We start from the raw sequence: 25,957 nt of genomic DNA on the forward strand, positions 1-25,957 counted from the left end.
GTCAGTGCGCCGTATCGAATTCAGCGCCGAAGAGTTCAGCCGCGCCGACCGTCACGATTGCGGTGCCGACCGCGGGGCCGGCTGAGGCCGTGACTACTCCGTCCTCCACCTTGGCCACCGTGACCGGCTGCCGCTGGTAGACCCGCGGGGCCGGGTTGGTGTACACCCAGGTTTTTCCGCTGGCGTCGTAGAGCAGGGCTGAGTAGGGCACGACGACGTCCGTTCCCTTTCCGGCCTTGACGGTATCGGTCTTCAGGTCCAGGCGTTCTATTCCCTTCTCCGTCAACGTCAGTTTCGCGATGCCGGTTGCGGCATTCTTCTCCACCTTGGCGGGTTCGTTGGCCGATACGGCGGCGGGGGCCGCCGCGGTCGTCTGGGCACATGCGGGCAACGCGAACAGAAGTGCTGCGCATACAGCGGCCGCCAGGGGCAGGCGCCGCGAGGGCTGTTGGCTGGTCATTTTGCTTCCACCTTTTCCTGCGTAACGGGCTGGACGGGAACTTCGGCCTCGTACACTTCGGCCCACTCTTCCGGGGCGGAACTGGGCCCGAACCAGAGTGCGAGCAGGGGGAGTACGAAGATCCCGATGAGAGTTGTGGTGATGAGTCCGCAGACGATGATCAGGGCCATCGGGCCCAGGAAGGACCCGCCAACGGCGCCGCCGAAGAGTCCCGGCGGGATCAGGATCGCCACCGTGATCAGGGCGGCCTTCAGGATGGGCGATACCCGGTCCCGGGCCGCCATCATGATGACCTTGTCAGGGGATTCGTGCGGGGCGGCCCGCCACAGCTCGTCAGTCCGGGCGGAGAGCAGCGCCGCGTTGCGGGCAGCGACCGCCAGCACAGCGGCAAAGGCCGTGAGTGCCAGCACAGTGATGGCGCCTCCCGCGATCCACGCTGCCACGGCGGCCCCGGCCAGCGCGGCCGGCAGGGACAGGAAGACGGCAAGCGCCAGCTTCCAGCTCCGCACGGCTGTCTGGAGGAGGAGCAGGATGCCCAGGAGGGCAGCCGCGCCGATCCACAGAACCATGGAATCCCCGGCGAGCTGTTCACTGTACTTCGTGGGGATTTCGGCGTGGTATTCCAGCGGGAACTGAACCTGTTCGATCGCCGCGCTGATGTCGCGCTGGATATCCGCGAGCGGACGTCCGCTGACCTCGGCCACGACATCGATCCGGCGTGAGGTGTCATCATGCAGGATAACGACTTCACTGGGAACGAGCCGGACGTCGGCGATCTGGCCCAGCTGGACCTGGTCGCCGCTGGGCGTGTCGAGCAGGAGTTCACGGATGCTGGTCAGGTCATCCCTGACGTCCACCGCGCCGCGCACCACCACTTCAAAGACCTTCTGCTGTTCGAAAAGGTTGCCGACGACGATGCCTTGCATCAGGGCGGCAGCGGCGCGCCGTGCGTCGCCGGGTTTGATGCCGACCTTTTGCGCCGCCTCAAGGTTGACCTCGACCTCGACGACGGGCGTCATGGTGCTGGCGTTGATCGTCGGGTTCTTCACGCCGTCGACCTTCTCGATGGCCTTGCGGACCTCTTCGGCCTTCTCGCGCAGGACGGTCAGGTCGGTTCCGTAGACGCGGACGGCGAATCCGGGATCCATGCTGCTGCGCTCTTGACCGATCTGCTGCTGGGAGTAGTTCACCACGTTGTGGGCGATGCCCGGGTAACCCTGGACGACGTCACGGACCGCCTGCTCCGTTTCGCTGAAGTTGGCATCCGGTGTGATGGATACCCAGAGTTCCGCGGAACTGTTCCCGACAACCTGGTCGGAGGAAATGGCGCGGCCGATGTGCCCGCCGACTCCCGAAACACCCGGCAGGGTCCGCAGTTCGTCGGAAGCCTTGGACGCCACCCGGCGGACCTCGTCGTTGGACGTGCCTGCCATCGAGTCCCACTGCACCAGGAGCGTTCGGTCCGGAATCGTCGGCACGACCGCCCGGTTTCCGACCAGCTGCGATGCGGCGGCGAGTCCGAGTAGGCCAACGACAGCCACAGCGACGAGGCTGAGGGTGCGGCGGGAACGTGCCCCCTCGAGAGCCCGGTCGTAAGTGGACCTGGCCCGGACAACGCTGCGCGAGTCCGCCCGCCGGGAGTTTTCAGCGGGAAGCAGGAGGTACGCCAGGACCGGTGTCACGGACAAACCCACCACCATTGACACGGCCAGCGCCAACGCCAGGGACCAGAAGAGGGGCTGGAAGAACGCGCCCCCGACTCCCGCAACGAACAGCGTGGGAACGAGGGAGAGGGCCATGATGAGGGATCCGTGGAACAGCGGTGTGCGGACGCTGCGGACAAGCTGGACCATGCGGAACCTGATGGTGGCATCGGTCTCGGTCTCAGTGGTCCGCAACGGCCGGCGCCGCTGCGCCTGCACATCCTCCACGATGTCTCCCACAATCACGGACACACCCAGCAAGATGCCGGCGAGGATCGAGATATTCAGTGTGGAATCGAGCAAGTAGAGCACCACTCCCGCCGCCATGACCGTGGTGCTGATCGCCACGAGGGCGATCACTGCGACACGCCAGGAACGGAACAGGGCCCAGAAGAGCAGGACGGCGATCAGGAGGCTCACGAGCAGCGCCAGGCCGAGTCCGTCCACGGCATCCTGCAGGAAGGAGGCGGGCCGGAAGACGGACGTGTCCATCTGGATTCCGGAAAGCCCGGGCTGCATGTCGTTCAGCGCAGCTTCGAGGTCCTTGGTGACCTGCAGCGTGCTGGCTCCGGGGAACTTCTCCACGACCAGCAGGAGGCCCGCATCCTGGCCGACGACGGCATCGCCGATCAGCGGCTGGTGGTCCTCCTTTACCTGGGCAATGTCACCCAGGAGCATGGGAGATCCGGCCTCTTCGACACTGACCTTGGCCAGGTCGGCCGGCGTTCGGATGGGCAGGACGTGCTGGATGCCCAGGCGCTGGCTCGGCGACTCCACGAACCCGCCCGTGCCGGGGGTTGACGCCTCAAGGAAGCTCAGCGGCGACACCCAGACTGCGTTGCCCGTGGTCTTGATGACCTGTTCGAGCGTGATGCCCTTCTCACGCAGCTGCGTGGGGGTCACCTCGACCTGGAGCTGCTGCTCTCGCTGGCCCCAAATGGAAACGTTGGCGACACCGGGAATGCCGATCAGCCGCGGCTTGATCTTCCACCGGGCCAGGACCGACATTTCGATCCCGGAGAGCTCCTTGGAGCTCATCCGGACCATGAGGACGCGGCTGGTTGACGACAGCGGCTGCATGATCAGCGGCGGTGCCGAGACGTTCGGCAGCGCGTGGGCCTGGGTCATGCGTTCGGCCACGAGCTGGCGGGCGCGCAGAAGGTCGGTGCCCGGCTCAAACACGAGCTCGATCGAGGATAGGCCGGGAACTGATTTGGACCGGATTTCATCGAGCCACGCCACCCCGTTAAGGAGGTCGGCTTCCATCGGAGCGGTGATGAGCTGTTCAACTTCGGCAGCTGAGAGGCCCAGGGCCTCGGTCTGGATCTCGACGTGGGCCGGGGCGAACTCCGGCATGCTGTCGATGGCGACGTTTGGGACGTTCACTACCCCGAAGGCAATGAGTCCGCCGGCGATCGCAAGAACCAGGATGCGGAACTGCATACTGAAACGGGTGATCCAGCCGAACATGGCTAGCCCTGTTCCAGGGAGCCGGCGTCGCGAGTGCGGCCGGCGGGGATATTCGGCAGTTGCACGGAAGAATTGCGCAATTGATACATGACAGGCTCCTCAACCCGAGACCATTTGCGAATCCCCCCAAGAGATCCCATTTGCTGATCTTTATCGAATAGTGTTCCCATTTGAATCGTTTGGCAAGGTCAAAATTTAAGGCTCCGTCCTCGGATTTGCACAATTTTCTCCCAGCTTGGAGGGTCATAATCCGCATTCGGATCGAATTGCGTGGAACGGACCGGCCACCCGCGGACTTCCACCCGAGTATTCGCTGTTTTTCTACCTGTTTTTATACGCCGAGCTACTCGAATTTTCGTCGTGACTACTTGCCCAATGCGTCCAGCAATTTGCAGTAAGTACCGCTATTCCATAGGTATGTCATTTGTAACAATTGTGGACATAGCGGCCCGCGCCGGGCGCCGGAGCGCGAGTCGACTGCGACTACCGGGCCGCAACGGGGCCCGTCGGTTCAGCGCAAACCAGCCCGAGGGGCTAAAGTGGTCCTATGCGCGCCGTGCTCCTGCTTAGCTAGCCGCCCGGCATCCCGACGAGACCTCGATTCCGAAGAGTCCCCGGATTGCCGAGCGGCGGCCCCTCCATGTCGAGGGGCTTTTGTGTGTCCGGGGTACATTCCGGGCCGCAACGCACGAAGTAACAGCAGGAGTACCACGTACGGACAGTATGGAGTCAGGGCCGGGCAGCCGGCCGTGACAGTGCAGACTTGATGGTGAACAGGCCTGGCGGCAGGCAGGCCTGAAGGTAGACAGGCCTGGGATAACAGGCCGCATAGAACAGAAGAGGCCAGCAGTGAGCGTTCAGCCGGAAACACAGACCGGATCGCCAGCAGCCGCGGCGGAGGGGCCCGAGGAAGGTGCCTACAGCTTCGCGGCAATGGAAGCCAAATGGCCGCAGGTCTGGGAAGACCTGAAGGTCTTCACGCCGCTCGATGACGGCTCTAAGGAACGCCGCTACGTGCTGGACATGTTCCCGTATCCGTCCGGTGACCTTCACATGGGCCACGCCGAGGCGTTCGCGATGGGCGACGTCGTGGCGCGCTACCTGCGCCAGCAGGGCTACGACGTGCTGCACCCGATCGGCTGGGACTCCTTCGGCCTGCCCGCGGAAAATGCAGCGATCAAACGCAACGCGCACCCCAGCGAGTGGACGTACGCCAACATTGACACCCAAGCGGCGTCGTTCAAGCGCTACGCAATCTCCGCGGACTGGTCCCGCCGGCTGCACACTTCCGACCCGGAGTACTACCGCTGGACCCAGTGGCTGTTCACACGGTTCTACGAGCGCGGACTGGCCTACCGCAAGAATTCGCCGGTCAACTGGTGCCCCAAGGACCAGACCGTGCTGGCAAACGAACAGGTGGTCAACGGGTCCTGCGAGCGGTGTGGCACTCCTGTGACCAAGAAGTCCCTGAACCAGTGGTACTTCAAGATCACCGACTACGCCGACCGCCTGCTCGATGACATGGACGAACTGCGCGGGCACTGGCCCGAACGCGTCCTCGCGATGCAGAAAAACTGGATCGGCCGTTCCGAGGGCGCCCACGTCAACTTCGTGATCGAGGCCGACGGCGGCAAGGCCGCCCAGGATGTCACCGTTTTCACGACGCGTCCGGACACTCTCTACGGCGCCACGTTCTTCGTCGTCGCCGCCGACGCGCCGCTCGCCGTCGAACTGGTCACCGACGAGCACGCCGCCGCCCTGGACGCCTACCGCGAACAGGTCAAGGCGCTCTCCGAGATCGAGCGCCAGTCCACCGAGCGCGAAAAGACCGGCGTCTTCACCGGGCGCTACGCGACCAACCCGCTCAACGGCGAAAAGCTGCCCGTCTGGGCCGCCGACTATGTCCTGGCCGACTATGGCACAGGCGCCATCATGGCCGTCCCGGCCCATGACCAGCGCGACCTCGACTTCGCCAAGACCTTTGACCTGCCCGTCAGGGCAGTCCTGGACACCGGCGAGGAAGACCCCGCTGCCACGGGCATCGCCACCACCGGCGAGGGGACCCTGATTAACTCCGGCGGCCTCGACGGGCTGCCGAAGGCCGAGGCCATCCCGGCGGCCATCGAAATCCTGCGCGAGTTGGGCACCGGCGAGAAGTTCGTGAACTTCCGGCTGCGTGACTGGCTGCTGAGCCGGCAGCGGTTCTGGGGCACCCCGATCCCCATCATCCACTGCCCGGCCTGCGGCGAGGTCCCGGTCCCGGACGATCAGCTGCCCGTGACACTGCCGGCGGACCTGCGCGGCGAGGACCTGTCCCCGAAGGGCACGTCGCCGCTCGCCGCGGTCGAAAGCTGGGTCAACGTCGAGTGCCCCAACTGCCACGGCCCGGCCAAGCGGGACACGGACACGATGGACACCTTCGTGGATTCCTCCTGGTACTTCCTGCGCTTCGTCTCCCCGCAGTACACCGGCGGCCCGTTCGATCCGGAGAAGATCAACGACTGGATGCCCGTGGGCCAGTACGTGGGAGGCGTGGAGCACGCCATCCTGCACCTGCTCTATGCGCGGTTCTTCACCAAGGTCATCCACGACCTCGGCATGATCGAGGCGGACGAGCCGTTCAGCGCGCTGCTGAACCAAGGGCAGGTTCTCAACGGCGGCAAGGCCATGAGCAAGTCCCTGGGCAACGGCGTGGACCTCGGCGAACAGCTGGACAAGTTCGGCGTGGACGCTGTCCGCCTGACCATGATCTTCGCCTCCCCGCCGGAGGACGACGTCGATTGGGCGGACGTATCGCCGTCCGGCTCCGCGAAGTTCCTGGCACGGGCCTGGCGCCTCGGCCAGGACGTAACAAGCGCACCCGGCGTCGACGTCGCCACCGGTGACCGTGCCCTGCGCACCGTCACCCACCGCACGATCGCTGATGCGCAGGCCCTGTTGGAGCACAACAAGTTCAACGTGGTTGTGGCAAAGCTGATGGAACTGGTCAACGCCACCCGCAAGACTATTGACGCAGTTGGCGGTGCAGGCGGCGCGGACCCCGCAGTCCGCGAAGCCGTGGAAGCCGTAGCCGTCATCCTGAGCCTGTTTGCGCCCTATACCGCCGAGGACCTGTGGAACGTCCTGGGGCACCCGGCATCGGTCGCCAACGCCGGCTGGCCCACCCACGACGAAGCGCTGCTCGTGGAGGACACGGTCACCGCCGTCGTCCAGGTGCAGGGCAAGGTGCGGGACCGGCTGGAGGTTTCCCCGGACATCTCCGAGGAAGACCTGCGCGAACTGGCGCTGGCATCGGAAAATGTCCAGCGCGCCCTCGACGGCCGTGCCCTTCGCACGGTGATCGTGCGGGCGCCTAAACTGGTCAACATCGTCCCGGCATAGCCAGACGTATTACCCTGCACTGGCCGCCGGTTGATCCCGGCGGCCAGTGCAGGCAACCAGAGCAGGCAACCAGTGCAGGCAAGGGGACGGGCACGATTGCCCTCGCCGGAGAAAATAGTCCATGCGTCCCCACAGCAGGAGGTCCTTCGTGCCAGACCGCGAGCCGTCAGGCTGGCCATGGTTGCGCGAGCGGCTTGTTCGCCTGCGGCAGGGTTCCCGGGGAAGCATCCCCGAAGCGGCTCCCGCCGCCGTCGCGCAGGTTGCGGTGGTCACGGACTCTGCTGCCGCGCTGCCCGCCGACTGGATCCGGGCTCTCGCTGCTGACGGTCGGCTCACCGTAGTCCCCATGCCCGTCATGGTCGGCGCCGAAATCTACGGCGAAGGTGAGGACGACATTGCGGAGACCATCGCCGTGGCCCTGGCCAGCGGCAAGCCCGTCAAGACCTCGCGTCCGTCACCGGGACAGTTTGAACACGCCTACCGGGAGGCCAGCGAGCGTGGCTTCCAGTCCGTGGTCTCCATTCACATCTCCGCAGGGCTTTCCGGGACTGCCGACGCCGCCCGCCTGGCAGCCCAACGGGTCGGCATCCCGGTAGAGGTCCTCGACTCCCGGACGGTTGGAATGGCGCAGGGGATGGGCGTGCAGGGCGCGGTGGTCGCGGCTGCCGACGGCAGGAGCGCGGCCGAGGTGCTGGCCTTCGCGCAGGACAGGCTGGACCGCACCAAAGTGTACTTCTATGTGCCGAGCCTGGAACAGTTACGCCGGGGCGGCCGGATCGGGGCGGCGGCCTCGCTCTGGGGGACCATGTTCTCGATCAAACCCATCCTGGCGGTTGACGATGGCCGGATTATCCCGTTGGAAAAGGTCCGGTCAGCGGGGAAGGCCATCGCACGGCTCGAAGAAATCGTGGCCGCCGACGCCTCCACCCGCCCTGCCGGGCAGGCACGGCTGGCGGTGCACCACTTCGGCAACCAGGCCGAGGCCGAAGACCTTGCCCGGCGCCTGGCCGTGGCATTGCCCGAATGCCCGCCGGCCCAGATCAGCGCACTCCCGGCCGTCCTGGCGGCCCATGCGGGGCTCGGTGTGCTGGCGGTGATCGTGGGGGAGGGCAGCACCCCAACCGCAGCGAAACCCGATACCTTCACCGGGGACGCCGCTGCCCCGGCTGGCGGGGAAGCGCGCCCTGGCGGGGCGGCGGCCGAAGCGACGGAAGCCGGCGACTAGCGCGGCTGCTCCATCTGCGCGGACGCTGGCCTCTGGCCGTGAACAGGCGGCGGCGGTAAAGTCACTCCACCGAACCCAGCGAACCAGCGAATCCGGAGGCCGCCATGGCAATGCAGGTGCACCACGTAGCCCAATTCGACCGCGACGTTGCCGAAGAGGTGACCAAATGGCTGAAATACCTCAAGGGCCAAGTGACCAGCGTTCAATTCCTCACCACGACGGTGCCGGATCCCAAGGCCGCGGACAAGTGGCGGGTGCAGTACGAGGCCTATATCACCTATCAGAAGTGAACCCCGGGCTGTAGTTGCGTTTCAGGGGTAGGCGCGGGGGTTGTCCCTCCGGGCGTTGACGATTCCGTCGACGCAGGTGTGGACGATGCCGTTGGCGGTGTCGCTGGCACGGTCGTTGGCTCCGACGTTGGCGGGGTCGTCGGCTCGGACGTTGGCGGGGCCGTCGGCTCGGGCGTCGGCGGGATGGTTGGCTCGGACGTTGGCGGGATGGTTGGCTCCGACGTTGTCTCTGACGGTGGCGGGATGGTTGGCCCGGACGTTGGCGGGGCGGGCGTTGCCGGGGTCGTCGGCACTGTGACTGGCTCAGACGTTGGCGGCGTCGTCTGCGGCGCGGGTGTCGGCGCCAGGGGAGCCGGGGTCGTCGCCGCGGTCGTGGGCGCGGGTGTTGACGCTGACGTTGGCGGGGCGGTTGCCGGCAGGGTTGCCGGCGCGGTCGTCGGAGGCGGAGTCGTTGGCGGGGGCGTTGTTGGGGGCGTTGGCCCGGGGTCTGGCTGATTCGGCCCGATAGTATAGCTCGGCTGCTCGCCTGAGCCGTTGACCCAAAGGGCCGCTTTCGCCCTGTGGGCACTGCCGGGCTCCAGCCACCAGAGCACCTGGACGTTGCAGTGGTAGACAATCGTGACATTGGCGACGGCGCCCTGCGGCGGAACCGCATGGATGGATGTGGCGGCTGTTTGGGTGGTCCAGATGAAATTCTGGTCGGCAGTCATTCCCGCCGTGCCGTCGACCGAAACATGCGCTATGCCGTAAAGACCGTGCTGGGGGCAGAAGCTGCTTTCCAGAGAAAACTTCACGACCTGGGTTGAGGTGGCTTGCGTTGTATCTGCCACAACGGGCGGGGCCGGCAGCATGGTGCCGCCAAGCGCCAGCACCGCCGCGGGCCCAAACAACCACTTCATTGCACACCAGCTTTCGACGCCTGATGTTCACATCCAGGCGATCAGGGTTGCCCCCAGCCGGCAAAGTCTTCTCGATTGGATGCAGACGTTACCACCGGGTCCGGGCGGGCACCAGCGTAGGGAATACTTGCCTGGTGCCGCGGATCTACGTGTGTTACTCAGGTATTTCCACATACGCCCGGTCCCCGGTATCAGCGGGGGTGAGGGCTCCCTAGAGTCGTTTCCATGTCACGCCGCAACCCGGGAGCTGGATCCGACACGGGAGTTAGGGCTGCCCGTGAACGCCTGGCGGCGACGCACGGGGCTGCCCGGGATGCGGGGGACGCCGCGTATCCGGGCAAATTCCCGGATCCCGGCCGGGCATCGGGCAACTCCATGGGGCTGCTGGAGGTGCAGGTGCCGGCACCAGACAGCCCCGTCCCGGCCCGGGCGGCTGATGCCGTCCGCGCTGCTGGACGGCGCGTCGGGGGCGACCCTTCACGCGATGCGGATGCAACCCGCGGGTACCGCCGTGCAGGGAGGCAGCCGCTGACTTTGCGATTGCGGGCCAGGACTGGGGTGCAGGCGGCGGCTCTGCTGGGCGTCCTCGCCGTGCTGCTGGGCGGCTGCTTCTGGTGGAAGGCCGGCACCGGCGGCGCTCAAGTGGTGGCTCTCAGCGACTCCGCCCCCGCCGCCGAGGAAGCACCCGGTCCGGCAACTGGCGAGACAACGGCGCCTCCGGGAGACGGTGGCTCCGGGGAGCCGGAAAGCATCGAGGTCCATGTCGCCGGTGCCGTGGCCAGGCCGGGGGTGGTTCAACTGCCGGCGGGAAGCCGTCTGCACGAGGCGATTGCGGCCGCCGGCGGACCCACGGGCCTCGGGGACCCGGACCGGCTCAACCTGGCAGCCGTCCTGGAGGATGGGCAGAAGGTCCTGGTGCCGATCCGCGGCGAACCCGATCAGGCCGAAGCGCCCACGGGCGGCTCACCTGGGTCCGGTTCCGGTACGGGCGGCACGGGGCCAGTCAGCGGTGGCGGGAAGGTCAACCTCAACACCGCCAGCTTCGAGGAACTCGGGACCCTCCCGCGCGTCGGGCCGGTGCTGGCGCAGCGGATCGTGGACTGGCGCCAGCAGCACGGGCGGTTCAAGACCGTGCAGGAGCTCGACGCCGTTGACGGTATCGGTCCGAAGTTGCTCGAGGCCTTGCTCCCGTTGGTGGGTATCTGACGTGGCACAGCCCGGCACTGCACAGCCTGACATCGCACCGCGTGACACTGCACAGCCCGGCGTGGATCGGACCAGCCCGCCGGGTTCTGTGAGGGTCCCGCCGAACCGCTGGCAGCGTTACGTCGAGGCGGCTGTCGGTTCCCCGGCGCGCACGGAGCACGATGATCCGGTGGCCGCCGGACGGATCCGCGGAGCCCTCAAACCCGCGCGCGACACCGCCTCTGGTCAGCGCCAGATCGCACTGAGACGGCGGACGGACCTGCGGCTGGTGTTCCCGGCACTCCTCGTCTGGGGTACCGCCGTTGCCGGGAACTGGTTGCCCCCTGCAGGACTGGCCAGCCTCTGCACTGCCCTGGCGGCGGCGGCCGGAATCATGCTCTGCTTGCCAGGCCGTGTCAACCTCGGCCGTTCGGGGATCCGTCCGGAGAGGGGGCGGCGCGCCAGGATTGGGCGCGGCGGCGCCGGGCGTGGTCCCAATGCCGGGCGGGCGGCCCCGCGCAGCATTCGTGCCACGGTGGCCGTGGCGCTGTTGCTGTCCCTCGCGGCGGGCGCGCACGCCGCCGTTGAGGCCTCGCGGCGGCATGACGGCGCAATCGCCGAAGCCGTGGCCGCCCGGGCGGCCGTCGTCGCGGAACTGGAAATTGCAGGCGCCCCGCGGCGGCTCAGGATTCCCGGGGCCGGTGGCCTGGCCGACCGCTGGGCAGTTCCCGTGATGCTGACCGCGATGACCTTCGGCGGCCGCAGGGTCGCAGGGGACGCGCGGCTCGTCGTCATGGGCGGGGCCGCGTGGGGAGACGCCGTTCCGGGCCAGCACCTGCGCGCCACAGGCAAGCTCCGGCCGTCCGCGCCAGGGGAGCCGGAGGCGGGACTCCTGGCAGCGACGTCCGTGCCAACGCTGTTGCGGGGACCCGGGCCCTGGCAGCAGGGTCCCGGGGAGCTGCGCCGCGCCTTCACCGCCGCGGCGGCACGGTTCGGGGGCGACGCCGGCGGGCTGCTGCCCGGCATGGTCACTGGTGACACCCGCGCCCTGGACGCCGAGTTGGAAGCCGCCATGAAGACCGTCGGGATGACGCACCTGACAGCCGTCAGCGGGGCAAACTGCAGCCTGATCCTGGGGACGCTGCTGCTCACCGCCCGCACGTTCCGGCTTCCGCGCACGGCAGCCGCTGCGGCCAGTCTCGCGGGGCTCGCGCTGTTCGTCCTCATGGTGGGACCGGATCCCAGCGTGCTGAGGGCCTCGCTCATGGGCAGCATCGGCCTCGCGTCCGTAGCCTTTGGCCGGGCGGGGCGCGGACTCAGCCTGCTCTGCTTGGCCGTCATCGGCCTGCTGCTGGCGCAGCCGGTCCTGGCGACCAGCTTCGGGTTCCTGCTCTCGGTCCTGGCCACGCTGGGAATCGTGGTCACCGGACGCCGCATCATGGACTGGCTGCCACCCGCGGTGCCGCGCTGGGCGGCGGCCGGCGTCGCCGTCCCCCTGTCCGCCCAGCTCTTCTGCGCCCCGGCGATCGTCCTGTTGCAGCCGCAGTTCGGCGCCTACACCCTGCCGGCGAATGTGGCCGCTGCAGCGCTCGTCGCGCCAGTTACACTCCTCGGCACGGCCGGCGCGGCGCTCCTGCCCGCTGTCCCCGCCGCAGCGGGCCTCCTCATGGCCGCAGCTGCTGTCTTCACAGGCGCAGTGGCGGCCGTCGCCCGGTTCTTCGCGGCCCTCCCGGGCGCCGCCCTGCCCTGGCCGGAAGGGGCCTTCGGCGCAGCCACCATGGGACTCTTTTCCGCGACTGTGCTGGCGGCGGCGTGGCTCGCCCTGCACCCGGCCGCGGTTGTTCGGGGTGTCCTGGCGGCGCACGCGCGGGTGGTGGCCGTCCTCGACGGACGGTCGCGGGCGGCGGCACGGTCAGCCGCCCGGCAGACCCTCAGCCGCGGCTTGGACCACCGGTCCGGGCGTGGGACGCTTAGAGTTCGCAAACCAACTTCCGGGAGGAATCACGAGTGGCTGCTGCCCAGACCCAACGGCCCAGGACCTCGGCGTCGAACACCGCCACCTGGCGCGACGTGACACCTGCTGCAGTCGTCCTGGTGGGCGGTCCGGAAGACTACCTGGGTGCCCGAGCCATGGACCGTATCCGCGGGCAAGTCCGCGCGGTGGCGCCCGACGTCGAAATTACGCGGCTCAATGCTGGCAGCTACACGGCCGGGTCCCTGGCAATGAACGTCAGCCCTTCACTGTTCGGCGAACAAAAGCTCATCGAGGTCGACGGTCTCGAGGCGATGAACGATGCCTTCCTGGCCGACGCCCTGAAATATGTGGCCCAGCCGGAACCGGACGCTTTCCTGGTGCTCCGCCACGGCGGGGGAGTGCGCGGTAAGAAGCTGCTGGACGCCATCAAGGCCGCGGGCTGGCCCGTTGTCGACTGCCAGCCGCTCAAAAAGGACGCCGAGAAAATCGCCTTCGTCACGGCCGAGTTCCGGGCGGCCTCCCGTCGTATCGAGCCCGACGCCGTGCACGCCCTCGTCAACGCCGTCGGCGCGCAACTCGCGGAACTCGCCGCCGCCTGCAGCCAGCTGATCGCTGACGCCACCACCGGCGTGGACTCGGCAATGGTGGACAAGTACTACGGCGGCCGGGTCGAGGCAACAGCTTTCAAGGTCGCAGACGCCGCGATGGCCGGCAACGGCCCCCTGGCCCTCTCCACACTTCGCCACGCCCTGGCCACCGGCGCGGACCCCGTTCCGATCGTGGCTGCCCTGGCGTCGAAGTTGCGCTCCCTGGCCAAGGTGGCCGGCGCGCAGGGATCGTCCTCGCAGATCGCCAAGCAACTGGGAATGCAGCCCTGGCTCGTCGAACAGGCTCAGCGGGAAGTCCGGCGCTGGACGCCCGAGGGGCTGGTCCGCTCCATCCAGGTCACCGCCGAGGCCGACGCCCAGGTCAAGGGCCTCTCCCGCGATCCCGTTTATGCCGTGGAACATGCGGTGACGGTGATTGCCACTTCAGCCCGGAGTTCCTGACACCCGCGTTCGAACGCATCGGCCCGGCGTGTCGTCCCTGCGGGTTCGGCCGGACGGGGTGCGGTTTGTTGGCCCTCCCGGCCCGGACCCGGCGCGGCCAGTTGGCGGCGTACCCGAACCGGCGCGAAGTTGGTTCATGACGTGCGGCTTAACTGGATGTGGCCGGCACCCATGGGTGCCGGCCACAATCATCAGTTCAAGTGAACTGGAAACCTTAGAGCGCGTTGACCTTCTTGGAGATGGCCGACTTGCGGTTTGCAGCGTTGTTCTTGTGGAGAACACCCTTGCTGACGGCCTTGTCCAGCTTGCGGCTGGCAGAAAGCAGTGCAACAGCCGCAGCATCCTTGTCGGTGGACTCAACGGCAGTGTTGACGGCGCGGATGGCCGTCTTCAGCTCCGACTTGACTGCGTTGTTGCGCAGGCGAGCCTTTTCGTTGGTCAGGATGCGCTTCTTCTGGGACTTGATATTAGCCACGTGTGAACTCTCTTTTTCAATGCGGAAAATGGTCTAGAGGGCTTTCAGATTGGCCATTGACTGAGCGGCGTGGGGATACCTATGGCGACCAACCATCTGTGGCCGTCGACCTGCACGGACACACAGCTGTAAATAATAGCAGAGATCAACGTGCAGGCACGAGTGCGGGTGGCGATCCGCCGCCGCACAGGGTGTCCGCCGGGTCAGCTCCAGCCGCGGCTCTCCCGTAGCGCGGCCGCGACGAGGTTGAAGCGGCCTGCGTCCAGGATCGCCCCTTCTCGCCGGATGTCCTTGGCATTGATCTGCAGAACCCGGTCCAGCTTCGCTTCGCTGGGCCGCCACTGGCGGTCCCAGGGTCCCGTGCCGATGTCCACGTAGTCATCCGACCGGCGGGAATCGCCGTCGTGGTCCTTGCTCGTCAGCATCAGTCCCAGCAAATACCGGCCGTTGGTGCCCACCAGCAGCACAGGACGGTCCTTGCCCTGGGAATAGTCCTCTTCGTAGGGCACCCAGGTCCAGACGATTTCTCCGGGCTCGGGCAGGCCGTTGGGTGCGGGGGCGTAGCGGACGGCGGCCCGCCCCCGGAAGTCGCCGGGATATGTCCCGGTCAGTCCGGCGGCCGGGGGGCCGCCTGTGGCGCGGGTCGGGGTGCCGGGACGTGCCTGGCCGGGCCGCCGCTTCGCCGCAGGTTTTCCGGCGGGTTTTGCCGCCGGCCCGCGGGTGGTCCCCGGTGCGGAGCCGCCGAGTTTGTCCAGGAAGCGCAGGGCGTCGCGGACAGCGCCGCTGATCGATCGTAAGTTCCAAGCCATGGGGAAACCCTACCGGCAACCCCCTCAGGGAAAGGGGCAGGGCAAGGGAGAGGGCGGGACGGGAGAGGGCGGGACGGGAGGGGGCGGTGGCCGGCTGGCGGCAGGCGGAAGCTGTCCCCGGAACGGCCCAGCGCGGCCGGAGCCGCGGGCGGAACCGCAGCGGAATCGAGGCGGGACCCGCGGGCGCAATCCCGCCGAGAGCCCACCGGAGCTGGCAGAGTGCGCAACGCAACACAGGGATGCACTGCCACTGGCCCGGACGTGGGAGACTATAGGGACAGAAATGCGCCACGTCGCAGGATGGCATACGAGCATCCGCACCGAGCCGTGGAAAAGCCAACAGTAATGCCAACAGTAAGGACCCTGCGTGTCTCCCATGGCCCGCACCGCCCCGGTGCCCGCCGCAACAGATCCGGCCATCATCCGGAACTTCTGCATCATTGCGCACATTGACCACGGCAAATCCACACTGGCCGACCGGATGCTCCAGTTCACTGGTGTTGTCCAGTCCCGTGACATGAAGGCCCAGTACCTGGACCGCATGGACATTGAGCGCGAACGCGGCATCACCATCAAATCCCAGGCCGTCCGCATGCCCTGGGAACTCGACGGCACCAGCTACGCGCTGAACATGATCGACACCCCCGGGCACGTCGACTTCACGTACGAGGTCTCCCGCTCGCTCGCGGCCTGCGAAGGTGCGATCCTGCTGGTGGACGCGGCCCAGGGCATCGAGGCCCAGACTCTCGCCAACCTCTACCTGGCGATGGAAAACAACCTCACGATCATCCCGGTCCTGAACAAGATCGACCTCCCGGCAGCACAGCCGGAGAAGTACGCGGCGGAACTCGCCAACCTGATCGGCGGCGACCCCGACGACGTGCTCCGCGTCTCCGGCAAGACCGGCATGGGCGTCGAGGTCCTGCTGGACAAGATCGTCCGCGACCTGCCGGCCCCGGTGGGCGACCCGAACGCCCCCGCCCGGGCCATGATCTTCGACTCGGTCTACGACACCTACCGCGGTGTGGTCACCTACGTCCGCGTGGTCGACGGCATGCTGCACCCGCGTGAACGCATCCAGATGATGTCCACCCGTGCCACGCACGAGCTCCTTGAGATCGGTGTGAGCTCCCCGGAACCCACCCCCTCCAAGGGCCTTGGCGTCGGCGAGGTGGGCTACCTCATCACCGGTGTGAAGGACGTCCGCCTGTCCAAGGTGGGCGACACCGTCACCAACCTGGCCAAGCCGGCCACCGAGTCCCTCCCCGGCTATGCGGACGCCAAGCCGATGGTCTTCTCCGGCCTGTATCCGCTCGATGGCACGGACTATCCGGTGCTCCGCGATGCGCTGGAGAAGCTGATGCTCAACGACGCCGCGCTGGTGTACGAGCCGGAAACGTCGGCAGCGCTGGGATTCGGCTTCCGGGTGGGATTCCTGGGCCTTCTGCACCTGGAAATCACGCGCGAGCGGCTCGAACGCGAATACAACCTGGACCTGATTTCCACCGCACCCAACGTGGAATACGAGGTGACGCTGGAGGACAAGAAGGTCGTCCACGTCACGAACCCCAGCGAATACCCCACCGGCAAGATCGCGGAAGTCCGCGAGCCGATGGTGTCCGCCACCATCCTTGCGCCGAACGAGTTTGTCGGCGCCATCATGGAGCTGTGCCAGAGCAGGCGCGGCGTCATGGGCGGCATGGACTACCTCTCCGAGGACCGGGTGGAAATCCGTTACCGCCTGCCGCTGGCCGAAATCGTCTTCGATTTCTTCGACATCCTCAAGTCCAAGACCCGCGGCTACGGGTCACTGGACTGGAAGGCCGACGGCGAGCAGGTGGCCGACCTGGTCAAGGTGGACATCATGCTCCAGGGCGAGCAGGTTGATGCGTTCTCCGCCATCACCCACCGTGACAAGGCCTACGCCTACGGCGTGATGATGACCGGCAAGCTGCGCGAGCTCATTCCGCGCCAGCAGTTCGAGGTGCCCATCCAGGCCGCCATCGGCTCCCGGATCATCGCCCGCGAAAGCATCCGCGCCATCCGCAAGGATGTCCTGGCCAAGTGCTACGGCGGTGACATCACCCGAAAGCGCAAGCTGCTGGAAAAGCAGAAGGAAGGCAAGAAGCGCATGAAGATGGTGGGACGCGTCGAGGTGCCGCAGGAGGCCTTCATCGCCGCGCTGACAACGGACGAGTCCAAGGACAAGGCCAAGAAGTAACGGTGCAGGTATTGACTGTTGCTGCAGTATCGGCAGGCCGGGCCCGTGCCTAGCGTCCTTCCCCTCGGCGACCCGGCGCCGCCGGACGGGCTCCTGCCCGGCCAGGCGCGCGAGGGCGCCGATCAGCGCGCTTTCGGGCTGTATGTGCACATCCCGTTCTGCGCGGTCCGCTGCGGGTACTGCGACTTCAACACGTACACCGCCACCGAGCTGGGCGGCGGGGCCTCCCAGGACGCCTACGCCGCCACCGCGATCGCGGAAGTGGAGTTCGCCGCCGCGGCCCTGAGGGGCAGCGGCCTGCCTGACCGTCCCCTCAGCACGGTCTTCTTCGGCGGCGGCACCCCCACGCTGCTGCCGGCGGAGGACCTGGCGCGGATCCTCACAGCCGCTATCGGCGCCTGGGGCCTGCAGCCCGGCGCCGAGGTAACCACCGAGGCGAACCCCGATTCCGTCACGCCCGCATCCCTGCAGCTGCTCGCCGACGCCGGGTTCACCCGGGTCTCGTTCGGCATGCAGTCGGCCGTGCCGCATGTCCTGAAGGTCCTGGACCGCACCCACACGCCGAGCCGGGTGCCCGAGGTGGTGCAGTGGGCGCGCGATGCCGGGCTCGCCGTCAGTCTCGACCTCATTTACGGGACGCCGGGGGAGTCGCTGGAAGACTGGCGGTACTCGCTCGAGACCGCACTTTCCTACGCCCCCGACCACATCAGCGCCTATGCCCTGATCGTTGAAGACGGCACCAAGCTTGCCGCGCAGATCCGCCGTGGCGAAGTCCCGGAAATTGACGACGACGACCACGCCGCCAAATACGAACTCGCCGACGAACTGATTTCCGCCGCCGGGCTCGCCTGGTACGAGGTCAGCAACTGGTCCCGCACCCCCGAACAGGCCTGCCGGCACAACCTCGCCTACTGGCGCGGGGACGACTGGTGGGGCATCGGGCCCGGGGCGCACTCGCACGTCGGCGGCGTCCGCTGGTGGAACGTCAAGCACCCCACCGCCTACGCCAACCGCCTCGGCGCCGGGGTCTCACCGGCCGCCGGACGCGAAACGCTGGACACCGAAACCCGCAACGTGGAACACGTCATGCTCGAGGCCCGGCTCAACTCCGGACTCGACATCCCGAGCCTCGGCGGCCTGGGGGACACCGGCAGGCACGCCGTCGCGGGGCTGATCGCTGACGGCCTCGTGGACCCCGCGGCCGCCTTCAAGGGCCGGCTCATCCTCACTCTCAAGGGCCGGCTGCTGGCCGACGCCGTCGTCCGCAGGATCCTGCCGGACTAGTCTGCCCGGCCGCAAAGCCTCCACAATTTGGCTGCCCGTATCAGCGGCCGCACACAGCCTGCCCCACAAAAAAGAGCCGGCCGCTGCCCCATACGGGAAGCGGCCGGCTCTCTCTAGCTTGGTCCGGGCCGGCTATTTGATCCAGCGCAGGTTGAACTCGTAACGGTGCGGCTGGCCGCGGTTGACGTGGATGCCTGCCGCCACCGAGAAGCACGTCACAGCAATCCAGATCACCGTGGCGAGCACGGCGAAGAGGTTGCCCACCACCGGGATGAAGACCAGCAGATTGGCCAGCACTGCGGCGATGGTCGGCGGCAGCGTGAAATTGAGGGCTTCCTTGGATTCCTGCGCCGTGAACGGGCCGCGGTCCTTGAAGATGAGGTAGATCAGCAGCGACGGCACGCAGCCCAGGATGCCGCCGAAGTGGGCGAGCGTGGCCCACTGGCGGTCCTCGCTGGCCGTCAGCGGCAGCGCGTTTGCCGGAACCCCATGGTACGGGGGCTGGCCATGGCCAGCCTGATTGCCCGTGTGTTCGCGTGCGTTATCTGCCACGGTGTAGCCCTTCGGATTGCGGTGATGCGTTGCTGCCTGGGTTGTGCCTGAACTAGCCGGGACCGCACTGGAAGCGCGGCCGCCGTTTCAAGAATACTTGCTCGCGCCCGGAAATGGAGATCAGGGGGCGGCCGCCGCGGCGGACTAGGGCACGGTGAGGAAGTCAATGACCTCTTCCACGCGGCCGAGCAGCGACGCCTCCAGATCAGCGTAGCTGCGGACAGCACCCAGGAGTTTCTGCCAGCCCAGGCCGATGTCCTCCTTTGTGGAGTGGGGCCAGCCGAAAGCCATCAGGATGCCGGTCTTCCAGTCCATGCCGCGGGGGATCACCGGCCACTGCTCGATCCCCAGGACCGCGGGCCGGATGGCCTGCCACACGTCCACGTAGGGGTGCCCCACAATGAGGACGTTGCCGGCGGCGCCCGGTGAGGCCATGACGGCATCGGCGATCCGCGACTCCTTGGAGTCGGGCACCAGGTGGTCCACGAGCACGCCGAGGCGCCGCCCCGGGCCCGGGCCGAACTCCGCCACGGCGGCCGCGAGGTCGTCAATGCCGTGCAGGGGTTCGACGACGATGCCCTCCACCCGGAGGTCATCGCCCCACACCTTCTCCACCAGCTCGGCGTCGTGCTTTCCTTCCACCCAGATACGGCTGGCCTTGGCCACCTGGGCGCGCTGCCCCGCCACCCGCACCGAGCCCGACGCCGTGCGGCCGGCACCGGCGGCCGGTGCCGTTTTATTCGGGGCCGGCGGCATCAGGCGGATGGGCTGGCCCTCCAGGAGGAAGCCAAAGCCGAGGCGGAAGGACCGCGACTTGCCCCGCCGGTCCTCCAGCGCCACCACGTGCATGCCGCCGGACTTCTCCACCCGGGTTACGGCGCCCACCCAGCCGGACTGGACCTCTTCGAGGACCATCCCGCGTTCCACCGGGACTTCCGGCAACTGGGTCTTGGTGGGGGCGGACAGGTCCTGGGGTCCCCAGTTCTGGTACGACATCTCTACACGCTTACTTTGCACTCGGAATGTACGGCGGTCGGTGGAACTCTCCGGGGCCGGAACCGGACCGCGACGGCGCGGCAACGGCAGCGGCTGCCACGGTCTCGGCGCCGGCGTGACGGGAATCGCGTTCCCGCGGGCCACGCCTGGAGCGAATCCAATGCTAACAACGCGGCGACTCATATTAGACTGGTTAGCACTTAGGCATGTCGAGTGCTAACCCTTGTCCTGTTGCGGACCGTCCGTGCAGCACTTGTGGACCCGGACCGGACACGGCGGACGGCACCGACTGCGGGACAGTCGATTGGAGGTGGAGCGTGAGCGAACCGCGCAAACTCGAAGTGCTGCGCGCCATCGTGGAGGACTACGTCCATTCGCGTGAGCCCGTTGGTTCCAAAGCGCTCGTGGAACGGCACCATCTCGGCGTCTCCAGCGCCACGATCCGAAACGACATGGCGGCGCTGGAAGATGAGGGCCTGATCACGGCACCGCACACGAGCGCCGGCCGGATCCCCACCGACAAGGGCTACCGGCTTTTCGTCGACCAGATCTCAGCGGTGAAGCCGTTGTCCCCGGCTGAGCGCCGGGCCATCCAGGCGCTGCTGGAAGGATCCGACGACCTCGACGACATCCTTGACCGGACCGTGAGGCTCCTCTCGCACCTGACCAACCAGGTCGCCGTCGTGCAGTATCCGCTGCTCAGCCGCGCCCGGGTGCGACACATCGAGTTCGTGCTGCTGGCGCCCCGGAAAGTGCTGGCGGTACTGATCGCGGACAGCGGCAAGGTGGAGCAGCGCGTGATCGACGTCGGGCAGGACCTTCCCGACGACGCGCTGGCGGAACTGCGGACCAGCTTTCTGGCCAGCCTCTCCGGAACCCCGCTGAGCCTGATGCCGCAGCTGCTGCCCGCCGTCGTTGCCGGTGGCCCGCCGGCGCGGCGCGGAGCGGCCCAGGCGCTGGCCCGCGGCCTGGAGGCCCTGGCCACGAGCAGCCGCGAAGAGCGCATGGTCATGGCCGGCACCGCCAACCTGGCCCGCTCCAACGTGGACTTCCCGCTCAGCATCGGCCCCGTGCTCGAGGCCCTCGAGGAGCAGGTGGTCATGCTCCGCCTGCTCAGCGAAATGGCCGAAGACCCGCGGGGTGTCACGGTCAGCATCGGCCGGGAAAACCCTTACGACGGTCTGGCCGAGGCCTCGGTTGTGGCCACAGCCTACGGGCCGGACGCCACGGCCAAGGTCGGCGTGCTTGGGCCCACCCGGATGGACTATCCCACCACCATGGCCGCCGTCCGCGCGGTGGCCCGCTACCTTTCGAGGATCCTGGGGCCCTGACAGGCCCGGGACCGAACACGACTTCTTGCCCCACAGGCAGTGCCCCACAGGCAGTACGAAAAGGAAGAGATACACACTTTGAGCAGCCACTACGACGTTCTTGGAGTCTCCCGCGACGCATCGGGGGAGGAGATCAAGAAGGCCTACCGGAAACTGGCCCGCACCCTGCACCCGGATGTGAACCCCGGGGAGGACGCCTCGGACAGGTTCAAGGCAGTCACCCACGCTTACGAGGTCCTCTCTGATCCGCAGAAGCGCCGGGTCTACGACACCACCGGCAACGAGAACGGTACCGACAACGGCTTCGGCGGCGGCAGCTACTCGGGCCAGGGCTTCGCCTTCCAGGACATCTTCGAGACCTTCTTCGGCGCCGGTGGCGGCCAGGGCGGCCCGGCGTCCCGGGTCCGCCGCGGCCAGGACGCGCTGATCAGCGTCCGGATCGACCTCCGCGACGCAGTGTTCGGCGTGAACAAGAAGCTCGAGGTCGACACGGCCGTCATCTGCCCCACGTGCGATGGGTCCTGCTGCCGCGAGGGCACCCACCCGGTCCGCTGCGACATCTGTGGCGGCAGCGGTCAGGTCCAGCGCGCCGTGCGGTCCATCCTGGGCCAGGTCATGACATCCGCCCCCTGCGGATCCTGCGAGGGGTTCGGCACCGTCATCAAGGACCCCTGCAACGAATGCAGCGGCCAGGGCCGGATCCGCAGCCGCCGCTCCCTGACCGTCAAGGTCCCGGCCGGTGTCGCCACCGGCACCCGCATCCAGCTGTCCGGCCAGGGCGAGGCAGGCCCTGCCGGTGGCCCCGCCGGGGACCTGTACGTGGAGATCCGGGTCAACAACGACCCCACCTACGTGCGCGAGGGCGATGACCTCCACGCGAGCCTCAACATTCCCATGACGGCTGCCGCGCTCGGCACCGAAATATCCCTCGACACCTTCGACGGGCAGCAGGAGATCGACGTCAAGGCCGGCACCCAGTCGGGCGAGGTCATCACCCTGCGCGGCCTCGGCGTCACGCACCTGCGCGGTCACGGCCGCGGCGACCTGAAGGTGCACCTGCAGGTGGAAACGCCGGTCAAGCTCGATCACGTCCAGGAAGAACTGCTCCGCCAGTTGGCCAAGCACCGCGGCGAGCACCACACGGAAGGAAAGCTTGCGGCCAGCGGCGGCGTCTTCGCCAAACTGCGGGACCGGCTCGGTAACCTGTAGCGGTGAGTAACCCGGTCTTCTTCACCTCCCCAGGCACCCTGGACCAGCAGGTCCCCGGCTCGGCCTTCGTCCTCGAGGGTGGCGAGGCGCGCCACGCCGTCACCGTCAAACGGATCGCCGTCGGCGAAGTCGTCGACATCGCGGACGGCGCCGGCAAACGCCTGACCGGCACCGTGACCGCCGTCGCTCCCGGGGAGCTGACCGTCGAATGCGTGGACCTTGCAGAGGAACCTCCGCCGGGAATCCGGCTGGTCCTGGTCCAGGCCCTCGCCAAGGGCGATCGCGACGAACTCGCGGCCGAAACCGCGACTGAGTTGGGCATCGACGCCGTCATTCCCTGGCAGGCCGAACGGTCCATTGTGCGGTGGAAGGCTGAGCGGGCCGCGAAGGCGCATGCCAAATGGCAGTCAGTGGTGACGGCCGCCGCCAAACAGGCGCGCCGGGCATGGATTCCCGAGGTCCGGGCCGCCGTCGACGGCGCCGGGCTGCAGGCGGCCGTGGCGGCGGCAGACCTCGCCGTCATCCTGCATGAAGACGCCGTACGCCCCCTGCGGCTCGTCCTGGAATCCTGGTTGGAATCCGCGCAGCCCGGCGAGGTTATGGCAGGCGATGCCGGATCCCGTGAGGTCCTGCTGATAGTGGGTCCGGAAGGCGGCATCAGCCCGCGGGAGGTAACCCGGCTCTGCGACGCCGGCGCGGTCACGGCCCTTTTGGGGCACCATGTGCTGCGTTCGTCCACGGCGGGGCCCGCCGCCACCGTGTTGGCCAGCGACATCCTCGGCCGCTGGTGACCTGCTGCAGCCGCCGTCACCAGTGACAGTGGCGGCTATTTGACCGTGAAGGTTATTTGACCGTGAACCCGCGGGTGTCCTGGAATACTTCCTTGGCGCTGTCGGCTGCGTCCACCTGGGACACCCGGACCTCGTAATTGCCCGGGCCGAGGTTCACGGACAACGTGAACAGCCCAGACTGGGTTGCATCGGCCGAGGCGGTGGCGCTGCCGTTGAGATAGGCGGTCTTGGCGTTGTCGCCGTCGCCGTCAACCTTGAGGATCGCCCAGCGGAGCTTCCCGCCCTGGACGGTGCTGCGGCCACGGATCTTGACCGAACCGTCGCCCACGGACGTGCCCTCCTGCGGATCAATGATCCACACAGGTGCCACCATCCCGGCGCTGCGGGACGTCGGCTCGCCCAGACGGACGTGGTTGAAGGCGACGTAGTCCGTGTGTCCGTCCACCAGCACAACCACCTGGACCTGCTGTCCGGCATCGATGAGGCCGGCGCTGGCCGCGGCAGCTGTCGCCGTGTAGACGAGCTGCTGGATGGCGCGCTCGGCCATGGCCGCATCCACGTTGCTGTTGAAGGCATCAGCGGAGACATCCACGGTGATGACGTTCTTGCCGGAGATCGACGTCGCCAGCTTCTTCGGATTCTGCCACGGCGTGAAGAAATCCGGGTCCAGCGGCTTCTGCGACATCATGACCCGCAGGGCGCGGGTGACGGGATTGTCCTGGTCGGGAACGTCGCGGAACTCGCGGTAGAGAAACGCGTTGTCATTGCCCCGGCCGATCCAATACACGGGAGCCTTGTTCGACGTCTGCGCTGTCTCGAGCGGGGCGCTCGTGGTGGGTACGCCCGACGCCGGGACGGGAATGAGTTCCGACGGGCTGCTGGAATTCGTGATGCTGCTCTGCGGCGTCGCCACGCAGCCGGACAGGACGAGGGCGGCAGGCAGCGCCAACGCCAGCGCGGCGCGGCGGACGCGCCCCACCGATGGCTGCTGAACTCCACGCTTGCTGATGCCGCTGTCCCTTCGTCTTACGCCCCGCGTTCCGCGGTGATGATCCGTTTGTAGCCGTCGCAGGCCGCTGGCGGCCGTCCCCGTCCCTCACCGGCCGGAGACCGGCCCGGCGATCCCGGGAGAGCCGGATTCCAGCATGGCACACGGGCACGGCGCGGCAGCCGGGTTTGGGCCCCGGCGCCGGAACTGCAACGGGAACGATATGAGGCCGATACAAAGTTGATACCTAACGGGGCCTGCCGGTGGTTCCTCGCGCGGACGTGGTACGGCCGCTTGTCTATGCCTGCTGTGCCAGCAGCCCGATGGTGTACTGGCACAGCAGCACTATCCTCCGATGAGCTCCTTGACTGGCCCCTCGTGCAGGGCCACGTAAACGTAGTCTCGGATCCGATTCGCCTCCGGGTCTGTCATAGTCCGGGCGAGGGGACGCAGCACCAGGCGTATCAGCGCATTGGCCTGACCATGTGGCTTGGTTCTATAGCCGATGGCGCCCCTCGTCGCTGAGCCAGCGATGCCTGCCGGGGTCGTTTAGGGCAGACTGGTGGCGTGAGCGGAATCCGGTGGGTGCTGCACGTCGATCTCGACCAGTTCATCGCGGCTGTCGAAGTGCTCCGGCGGCCGGAGCTTGCGGGCAAGCCGATCATTGTCGGCGGCCGGGGCGACCCCACGGAACGCGCTGTGGTGTCGACCGCATCCTACGAAGCCCGGGCATTCGGCGTCGGTTCCGGCATGCCCTTAAGCATTGCTGCCCGGAAAGTGCCCGACGCCGTGATCCTGCCAGTCGATCAGGAGGCTTACCTAGCGGCGTCTGAAATCGTCATGGCTACCTTGCGCGCGCAGCCCGGCGCCACCGTGCAGGTGTTGGGGTGGGACGAAGCCTTTGTGGGCATCACGATAGAGAATCCGGAAGCCTACGCACGGCAGGTGCAGGCCGCTGTCCTGGCCCGTACACAGCTGCATTGCAGTGTGGGCATCGGCGACACCCTGGTCCGAGCCAAGGTCGCCACCGGGTTCGGCAAGCCGGCCGGCGTCTTCCGTCTCACTGCCGGGAACTGGCTCGCTGTCATGGGCAGTCGGCCCACCAAGGACCTGTGGGGCGTCGGAACCAAGGTGTCGGGCCGGCTGGCCAAACTCGGCATCAACACAGTCGCCGAGCTCGCCGCGTTCGACCCCCAAGACCTGGTGCCGGAGTTCGGCCCCAGGATGGGACCTTGGTACGCGGAACTCGGACGCGGGGACGGCACCAGCGTTGTGGACGCCACCCCGTGGGTCGCCCGCGGGCATAGCCGGGAGACCACCTTCCAGCGCGACCTGACCGCACCCGCCCAGGTGGACGACGCCGTGAGGGAGCTGACAGCGCGTGTCCTGGAGGATGTTGTGGCCGAAGGACGGCCCGTGGTTGGGCTGACCCTGAAAGTTCGCTACGCGCCGTTCGTCACCAAGACGCACGCGAAGAAAATTCCCGAGACATTCGACCGGAACGAAATCCTCGCACGGGCGTTGGACCTCGCAGCCGGAATCGAAGCGGGCCGTCCGATCCGCCTCCTGGGCCTGCGGGCCGAAATGGCAATGCCCGACGATGCCCGAACGGGACATACGCCGACGCGCGGCGGTTGGTGACGGCGTCGCTGCCTTCCCGCCGC

The 25,957-nt window shown here is 67.5% G+C and carries 20 protein-coding genes; 12 read left to right on the forward strand and 8 right to left on the reverse strand.

The window, feature by feature from the left end:
- Nucleotide 1: 1 nt before the first annotated feature.
- Both AC1DXI_RS15550 and AC1DXI_RS15555 read right to left on the reverse strand, forming a co-directional pair.
- Complete coding sequence (locus AC1DXI_RS15550; protein ID WP_018773120.1) at nucleotides 2–460, reverse strand: hypothetical protein; 459 nt, start codon at nucleotides 458–460, stop codon at nucleotides 2–4.
- Nucleotides 457–3,606 (reverse strand): efflux RND transporter permease subunit, encoded by a 3,150-nt coding sequence (locus AC1DXI_RS15555; RefSeq protein ID WP_476939367.1) that lies wholly within the window; start codon nucleotides 3,604–3,606, stop codon nucleotides 457–459. The genes AC1DXI_RS15550 and AC1DXI_RS15555 overlap by 4 nt, the downstream gene beginning before the upstream one ends.
- 876 nt (nucleotides 3,607–4,482) lie before the next feature.
- Here AC1DXI_RS15555 and leuS point away from each other — a divergent pair.
- From leuS to AC1DXI_RS15570, 3 genes are all read left to right on the forward strand, one after another.
- Nucleotides 4,483–7,014: a leucine--tRNA ligase gene (gene leuS, locus AC1DXI_RS15560; protein ID WP_476939368.1), complete on the forward strand. Its 2,532-nt coding sequence runs from the start codon at nucleotides 4,483–4,485 to the stop codon at nucleotides 7,012–7,014.
- A gap of 148 nt (nucleotides 7,015–7,162) precedes the next feature.
- Nucleotides 7,163–8,239 (forward strand): DegV family protein, encoded by a 1,077-nt coding sequence (locus AC1DXI_RS15565; RefSeq protein ID WP_476939369.1) that lies wholly within the window; start codon nucleotides 7,163–7,165, stop codon nucleotides 8,237–8,239.
- Nucleotides 8,240–8,343: 104 nt separating this feature from the next.
- A complete protein-coding gene (locus AC1DXI_RS15570; RefSeq protein ID WP_018773116.1) occupies nucleotides 8,344–8,529 on the forward strand; it encodes a hypothetical protein in 186 nt (61 codons plus the stop codon).
- Between the two features lie 303 nt (nucleotides 8,530–8,832).
- Here the strand turns inward: AC1DXI_RS15570 and AC1DXI_RS15575 are convergent, their stop codons facing one another.
- Nucleotides 8,833–9,072 carry a hypothetical protein gene (locus AC1DXI_RS15575; protein WP_476939370.1) on the reverse strand — a complete coding sequence of 80 codons (240 nt, stop codon included), beginning with the start codon at nucleotides 9,070–9,072 and terminating at the stop codon, nucleotides 8,833–8,835.
- Nucleotides 9,073–9,653: 581 nt separating this feature from the next.
- Here AC1DXI_RS15575 and AC1DXI_RS15580 point away from each other — a divergent pair.
- The 3 genes from AC1DXI_RS15580 to holA all read left to right on the forward strand — a co-directional run bounded on the left by AC1DXI_RS15580 (nucleotide 9,654) and on the right by holA (nucleotide 13,637).
- Complete coding sequence (locus tag AC1DXI_RS15580) at nucleotides 9,654–10,634, forward strand: ComEA family DNA-binding protein (protein ID WP_476939371.1); 981 nt, start codon at nucleotides 9,654–9,656, stop codon at nucleotides 10,632–10,634.
- Nucleotides 10,635–10,695: 61 nt separating this feature from the next.
- On the forward strand, nucleotides 10,696–12,687 hold the full coding sequence (locus AC1DXI_RS15585; RefSeq protein WP_476939372.1) for a ComEC/Rec2 family competence protein: 1,992 nt from the start codon (nucleotides 10,696–10,698) through the stop codon (nucleotides 12,685–12,687).
- Nucleotides 12,621–13,637, forward strand: a complete 1,017-nt coding sequence (gene holA, locus AC1DXI_RS15590; RefSeq protein ID WP_018773113.1) for a DNA polymerase III subunit delta — start codon at nucleotides 12,621–12,623, stop codon at nucleotides 13,635–13,637. Before AC1DXI_RS15585 ends, holA begins: the two co-directional genes overlap by 67 nt.
- A gap of 214 nt (nucleotides 13,638–13,851) precedes the next feature.
- Here holA and rpsT read toward each other — a convergent pair whose 3' ends face one another.
- Both rpsT and AC1DXI_RS15600 read right to left on the reverse strand, forming a co-directional pair.
- Nucleotides 13,852–14,112 carry a 30S ribosomal protein S20 gene (gene rpsT, locus AC1DXI_RS15595; protein ID WP_018773112.1) on the reverse strand — a complete coding sequence of 87 codons (261 nt, stop codon included), beginning with the start codon at nucleotides 14,110–14,112 and terminating at the stop codon, nucleotides 13,852–13,854.
- Nucleotides 14,113–14,315: 203 nt separating this feature from the next.
- Entirely contained in the window at nucleotides 14,316–14,921 is a 606-nt protein-coding gene (locus tag AC1DXI_RS15600; protein ID WP_476939373.1) for a type II toxin-antitoxin system PemK/MazF family toxin, read from the reverse strand.
- A 367-nt stretch (nucleotides 14,922–15,288) separates the two neighbouring features.
- Here AC1DXI_RS15600 and lepA point away from each other — a divergent pair, with 367 nt between their 5' ends.
- Together lepA and hemW are read left to right on the forward strand one after the other, a co-directional pair.
- Nucleotides 15,289–17,142 (forward strand): translation elongation factor 4, encoded by a 1,854-nt coding sequence (lepA, locus tag AC1DXI_RS15605; RefSeq protein ID WP_026266375.1) that lies wholly within the window; start codon nucleotides 15,289–15,291, stop codon nucleotides 17,140–17,142.
- Nucleotides 17,143–17,187: 45 nt separating this feature from the next.
- Nucleotides 17,188–18,426 (forward strand): radical SAM family heme chaperone HemW, encoded by a 1,239-nt coding sequence (gene hemW, locus AC1DXI_RS15610; protein WP_476939374.1) that lies wholly within the window; start codon nucleotides 17,188–17,190, stop codon nucleotides 18,424–18,426.
- A 132-nt stretch (nucleotides 18,427–18,558) separates the two neighbouring features.
- On the opposite strand, the gene AC1DXI_RS15615 is transcribed toward hemW, so the two are convergent.
- Nucleotides 18,559–18,978, reverse strand: coding sequence for a DUF4870 domain-containing protein (locus AC1DXI_RS15615; protein WP_018773108.1), 420 nt, complete (start codon nucleotides 18,976–18,978; stop codon nucleotides 18,559–18,561).
- Nucleotides 18,979–19,122: 144 nt separating this feature from the next.
- Nucleotides 19,123–19,974: a DUF3097 domain-containing protein gene (locus AC1DXI_RS15620; RefSeq protein ID WP_476939375.1), complete on the reverse strand. Its 852-nt coding sequence runs from the start codon at nucleotides 19,972–19,974 to the stop codon at nucleotides 19,123–19,125.
- 317 nt (nucleotides 19,975–20,291) lie between these two features.
- Between AC1DXI_RS15620 and hrcA the strand changes: the two genes are divergently transcribed.
- The 3 genes from hrcA (at nucleotide 20,292) to AC1DXI_RS15635 (ending at nucleotide 23,305) form a co-directional block, all read left to right on the forward strand.
- A complete protein-coding gene (hrcA, locus tag AC1DXI_RS15625) occupies nucleotides 20,292–21,305 on the forward strand; it encodes a heat-inducible transcriptional repressor HrcA (RefSeq protein ID WP_476939376.1) in 1,014 nt (337 codons plus the stop codon).
- A gap of 78 nt (nucleotides 21,306–21,383) precedes the next feature.
- Nucleotides 21,384–22,514, forward strand: coding sequence for a molecular chaperone DnaJ (dnaJ, locus tag AC1DXI_RS15630; RefSeq protein ID WP_476939377.1), 1,131 nt, complete (start codon nucleotides 21,384–21,386; stop codon nucleotides 22,512–22,514).
- Nucleotides 22,515–22,516: 2 nt separating this feature from the next.
- Complete coding sequence (locus AC1DXI_RS15635) at nucleotides 22,517–23,305, forward strand: 16S rRNA (uracil(1498)-N(3))-methyltransferase (protein WP_476939378.1); 789 nt, start codon at nucleotides 22,517–22,519, stop codon at nucleotides 23,303–23,305.
- Between the two features lie 52 nt (nucleotides 23,306–23,357).
- On the opposite strand, the gene AC1DXI_RS15640 is transcribed toward AC1DXI_RS15635, so the two are convergent.
- Nucleotides 23,358–24,284 carry a GerMN domain-containing protein gene (locus tag AC1DXI_RS15640; RefSeq protein ID WP_476939379.1) on the reverse strand — a complete coding sequence of 309 codons (927 nt, stop codon included), beginning with the start codon at nucleotides 24,282–24,284 and terminating at the stop codon, nucleotides 23,358–23,360.
- Nucleotides 24,285–24,860: 576 nt separating this feature from the next.
- Between AC1DXI_RS15640 and AC1DXI_RS15645 the strand changes: the two genes are divergently transcribed.
- Complete coding sequence (locus AC1DXI_RS15645) at nucleotides 24,861–25,934, forward strand: DNA polymerase IV (RefSeq protein WP_476939380.1); 1,074 nt, start codon at nucleotides 24,861–24,863, stop codon at nucleotides 25,932–25,934.
- The last annotated feature ends 23 nt before the right edge of the window (nucleotides 25,935–25,957 follow it).

The sequence above is a fragment of the Arthrobacter sp. P1_H7 genome, from assembly GCF_056405215.1.

Excerpts from the sequence above, each read along its gene's own strand:
- AC1DXI_RS15570 (WP_018773116.1), top strand. The coding sequence starts at position 8,344 with ATGGCAATGCAGGTGCACCACGTAGCCCAATTCGACCGCGACGTTGCC.
- AC1DXI_RS15580 (WP_476939371.1), top strand. The coding sequence starts at position 9,654 with ATGTCACGCCGCAACCCGGGAGCTGGATCCGACACGGGAGTTAGGGCT.
- AC1DXI_RS15555 (WP_476939367.1), bottom strand. The coding sequence starts at position 3,606 with ATGCAGTTCCGCATCCTGGTTCTTGCGATCGCCGGCGGACTCATTGCC.
- AC1DXI_RS15600 (WP_476939373.1), bottom strand. The coding sequence starts at position 14,921 with ATGGCTTGGAACTTACGATCGATCAGCGGCGCTGTCCGCGACGCCCTG.
- AC1DXI_RS15620 (WP_476939375.1), bottom strand. The coding sequence starts at position 19,974 with ATGTCGTACCAGAACTGGGGACCCCAGGACCTGTCCGCCCCCACCAAG.
- AC1DXI_RS15550 (WP_018773120.1), bottom strand. The coding sequence starts at position 460 with ATGACCAGCCAACAGCCCTCGCGGCGCCTGCCCCTGGCGGCCGCTGTA.